Origin of the sequence: Streptococcus parasanguinis, assembly GCF_001578955.1 — a bacterium.
In the GTDB taxonomy this organism is placed as follows: domain Bacteria; phylum Bacillota; class Bacilli; order Lactobacillales; family Streptococcaceae; genus Streptococcus; species Streptococcus parasanguinis_U.
Window position 1 is genome coordinate 424,217 of record NZ_KQ969689.1, and the last position, 4,269, is coordinate 428,485.

The 4,269-nt window shown below is 41.7% G+C and carries 2 protein-coding genes and 2 pseudogenes; 3 read left to right on the forward strand and 1 reads right to left on the reverse strand.

Annotated features, from left to right (window positions below; translation table 11 throughout):
- A partial coding sequence (locus SPADD19_RS11390) for an MBL fold metallo-hydrolase (RefSeq protein ID WP_423170598.1) occupies window positions 1-520 on the reverse strand: 520 nt, incomplete at its 3' end.
- Between the two features lie 118 nt (window positions 521-638).
- Between SPADD19_RS11390 and SPADD19_RS02000 the strand changes: the two are divergent.
- The 3 genes and pseudogenes from SPADD19_RS02000 to SPADD19_RS12380 all read left to right on the forward strand — a co-directional run.
- Window positions 639-3,093, forward strand: a pseudogene (locus tag SPADD19_RS02000) (bifunctional DnaQ family exonuclease/ATP-dependent helicase).
- 4 nt (window positions 3,094-3,097) lie between these two features.
- A complete protein-coding gene (locus SPADD19_RS02005; RefSeq protein ID WP_003018919.1) occupies window positions 3,098-4,078 on the forward strand; it encodes a YeiH family protein in 981 nt (326 codons plus the stop codon).
- A gap of 32 nt (window positions 4,079-4,110) precedes the next feature.
- A pseudogene (locus tag SPADD19_RS12380) lies at window positions 4,111-4,269 on the forward strand (FtsW/RodA/SpoVE family cell cycle protein); the annotation flags it as partial.

Here is a 4,269-nt window from a genome sequence, read left to right on the forward strand (position 1 = left end):
GTAACTGTGCTGCGTTCCCTGTTGGAAGATCGGTCCGTCCAATGGTTTCGCGAAAAAGGGCGTCACCGGATAGAATCAGGTGATCCTCAGGAAAGACGATAGAGACCCCTCCTGCAGAGTGGCCTGGTGTCTCCAGAACATAAAAGTGGAAATCGGCTATTTGGTAATCAGAGCGAATGTCATAAAGGAAGTCTGCCTCCTTACATACAACATCTTCTAAATCCGCATGCCGATCCAAACCAGATAAATTATCGACAGGAGAAGACAACCAACTGGCTTCTGCTGAATGGACATAAACAGGTGGGAAATGATAGGTCTGACGAACCTTTTCAAGACTCATAATGTGATCGTAATGCGTATGGGTTAAAAGAATTGCTACGATTGGTTTACCGATACGATCAATTTGTTTTTGAATGGTTGCCCAGTCGCTGCCTGGATCGACAAGAATGAGGGAGTGTTCATTTTCAAGGTAGTAGGTGTTTTCATAAGCTACAGGATTAACGGTACGATAGATTTTCATAAGGACTCCTTTCTAGAATAGTGTATCAAATTGCAAGGAAAATAACAGGATTGAAGTCAGCCTGAAAGGAGAAAAAAATCTGCAGAGCTTGCTCAAACGTGATATAATTTTAAGTACTATGACAAGACAGAAACGGAAATATGCCATTGTGGACCTGGAAGCGACCAGTGCTGGAAGCAATGCTAAGATCATTCAGGTTGGGATTGTCATCATCGAAGATGGGAGGATTACGCAATCCTATGAGACGGATGTGAATCCCCATGAACGATTGGATGAGCATATCAAACAATTGACTGGCCTGACAGATGCTCGCTTGAAAAAAGCACCAGAGTTTGCACAAGTGGCAAAAGAAATTTTTGAATTAATAGAAGATGCCGTCTTTGTGGCCCATAATGTCAAATTTGATGCGAATTTATTGGCAGAGGCCCTCTTTTGGGAAGGATTTGAGCTAACGACTCCTCGGATTGATACGGTTGAATTGTCTCAAATTTTCTATCCGACTTTAGAACGCTACAATTTAGGAGCGCTTGCGGCTGAGTTGGAAATTGAGTTGCATCATGCTCACTCTGGTTTAGCGGATGCTATGGCAACAGCCCAGCTGCTGTTGAAATTGAGAGAAAAAATTGCGAGCTTACCAAGAGGATTGATCGAAAAACTTCTTTCGATGGCAGATTGTTTGATTTATGAATCACGACTCTTAATAGAAGATGCGCTTGAAGACAGTAGTCTTTTTTTACCAGCTCATTTAGTAGAAGTTCATGGTCTCTATCTGCGCAAGCCACAGCAGTTTTTAGAAAGTCGTCATTTGTCTGAACAGTTTGAACTCAATATGCAGCTGTTGGGAATGGATGCTTATCCGGAGCAGAGAGAATTTGTTGCCTATATCGAGGACAGTTTGCAACAGCCACTTCCAAGTTTTATCGAAGCGCCAACGGGTATTGGGAAGACCTATGCCTATCTATTAACGCTTTTGGCTAAAACCTCCAAGCGCATTCTTGTTAGTGTTCCGACTAAAATTCTTCAGGATCAAATTATGAAGAAAGAAGGAAAGACTATCCAAGATCTTTTCCAAATTCCCTTTCATAGCCTGAAAAGTCCCAAGGATTACATCCAACTCGATAAATTTTATGAGGCCTTACAGGGTGAGTCAGATAATGGGATGATTCGACGCTTTAAAATGCAACTCTTGGTTTGGCTGACGATGACAGAAACGGGAGAGTTCAGTGAAATTGGCCAACTCTATCGTCATCTTCATTTTGTTTCTGAGATATGCCACGATGGCCAATTATCGAAGCGTTCCCTTTTTTTTCAGGAAGATTTTTGGCGTCTCGGCCAGGAAAAAGTGAAAACCAGCCGGGTGATTCTGACCAATCATGCCTATCTGTTAACCCGTCTAGAAGATGATAAGAGTCTACTTCAAGAATCTGTTCTGGTAGTGGATGAAGCGCAAAAACTCTTTTTTTGCTTTAGAGCAATTTTCACAAAGAGAAGAAAACTTGCAATCTCTTCTTCTAAGCTTGCAACACGCCATCGAAGAGGAGAAAGATCTTCTGCAGCGACGTTTGCTGGAGAGTATTCAATTTGAACTAAATGCCTGCTCAAAAGAAGTCCTACAAGGAAAAGTAGCGATCTTATCAGATCAAACGGTGGCAAAAATTCGACAGGATGTATCGGAATTAAAAAACGAATCTCTAGAGAATCTAAGGGAATTGTTTGATGAGCGCTACCAAACCTTTTGGATGGACAAAGAAGTGGTTGAAAGCCACCAGATTCTTCGTCTCCATGGTGGAGTTGAGGACTTACTATCCTTTAAGGAGTTTGTGCCTGAAGAGGTGCCCGTGCTCTTTGTATCAGCGACGATCGCTATTAGTAAAAAAGTGCATTTACCTGCTCTTTTAGGATACCAAGAGCAGCAAATCTACCGGGTGCCAATAACAGTCAAACAACACCAGGAATTATTGGTGCCGATAGATTTCCCAGATGTCGTTTCTTTATCTTCCGTAGAGTATGCAGGAGAGATTTGTCAGCTCATCGATGAACTTCTTCCTCTAAGAAAACCAATTTTTCTTTTGTTTACCTCAAAAGAATTGTTATTGGAGACGTCAAACGCATTGAAGTTTCCTCATTTGGCCCAGTATCGAAATGGAGATGCAGCTAATATTAAGCGACGATTTGACCGAGGAGAAAGCTCTATTTTATTGGGAACAGGAAGCTTCTGGGAGGGAGTCGATTTTTCCCAACAAAAAGAAGTGATTCAAATGATCACGCGCCTTCCTTTTGATAACCCCAAAGATTACATGGTCCAAAAACTGAATACCCAACTCAGAGAACAGGGGAAAAATCCCTTTTATGACTATAGCCTTCCGGTCGCGATTTTAAGATTAAAACAGGCTATTGGGAGAACCAGCCGTTTTCAAGACCAGGAATCGTTGGTCCTCTTATTGGACCAGCGGGTGGTGACCAAACGATATGGAAAACAAATTATAGATGGTTTGCAACAAGTGTTGCCCCTTCAGACGACTGTGAGAGAGCGGCTTGTTGAGCAAGCAGCTGATTTTTTTGAAAGGAATTGAGAGAATGAAAAATAAGGGATTTGGACTAGCAATTGCATTTGTACTGGCTCTTTGTGCTATGTTTTTGGGAAATTTCTTTCCCATCATTGGCTCCAGTGTCTTTGCTTTGATTTTAGGAATTGTCCTCAATGAATTAGTAGATTTACCAGAGAATTCACGACCAGGACTGAACTGGTCCGGTAAGAAATTATTGCAGTATTCGATTATCTTTATGGGATTTAGCTTGCCGATTGCGACGGTTGCCTCTACAGGCTTGTCTTCTTTGAAGATTAGTCTGCCAACTATAACGGTTGCCTTTCTAGCAGCGATTATCTTTGGGAAAGTCTTCCATCTGAAATCTCATCTACGGACCTTAATTGGGTTTGGAACAGCTATTTGTGGTGGATCTGCTATCGCAGCAGCTGCGCCGATCATTGAAGCAGACGAAGAGGAAATTGCCTTATCTATGTCAACCATCTTCTTCTTCAACATTTTGGCTGTCTTTATCTTTCCAGTATTAGGGCATATATGGCATATGTCTAATTTTCAATTTGGCCTCTGGTCAGGAACAGCCATTAACGATACGTCATCTGTTGTAGCAGCAGCGTTTTCCTACAGTAAAGCGGCGGGTGAAATGGCTACAATTGTTAAGTTAACACGAGCTCTGATGATTGTACCGGTCTGTTTGGGCTTGATCGGTTTAAAATGGTATCGGAGTAAACAACAAGGAAGAAACAAAGGAATGTTAAAAAAAATTATTCCTTGGTTCATCATCTGGTTTATTGTGGCTTCTATCCTTTCATCTATCGGCTTGGTACCTAAAGTGGTTCTTCCTTACCTAAAGGACCTTTCTCACCTCTTTATGGCCATGGCCTTAGTCGGAATCGGAAGCAAGGTTTCTTGGAAACAGTTCCGTGCAGCAGGAGCAGCCCCCCTTCTGGTAGGTTTGATTGCTTGGTTTTGTGTAGCCGGATCTAGCTTAATTCTACAGATGCTATTCTACTAAATTATTTACCATTCTAACAGAAAGGAACGTGAATGAAGAAAAATCATTTTTGGGATATCCACCTGGATTATTCGATCATTGGGATTGTTCTCACCCTTCTCATGATTGGGATTTTATCTGTTTATGTAGCAGTTTCTCATGACTATCCCCAAATGGTCTGGTCTTTTTTGGGACAACAATTGGCTTGGATT

What these genes read in the sequence shown, in the direction of transcription:
- SPADD19_RS02005 (WP_003018919.1), top strand. Translation starts at nt 3,098, where the DNA reads ATGAAAAATAAGGGATTTGGACTAGCAATTGCATTTGTACTGGCTCTT.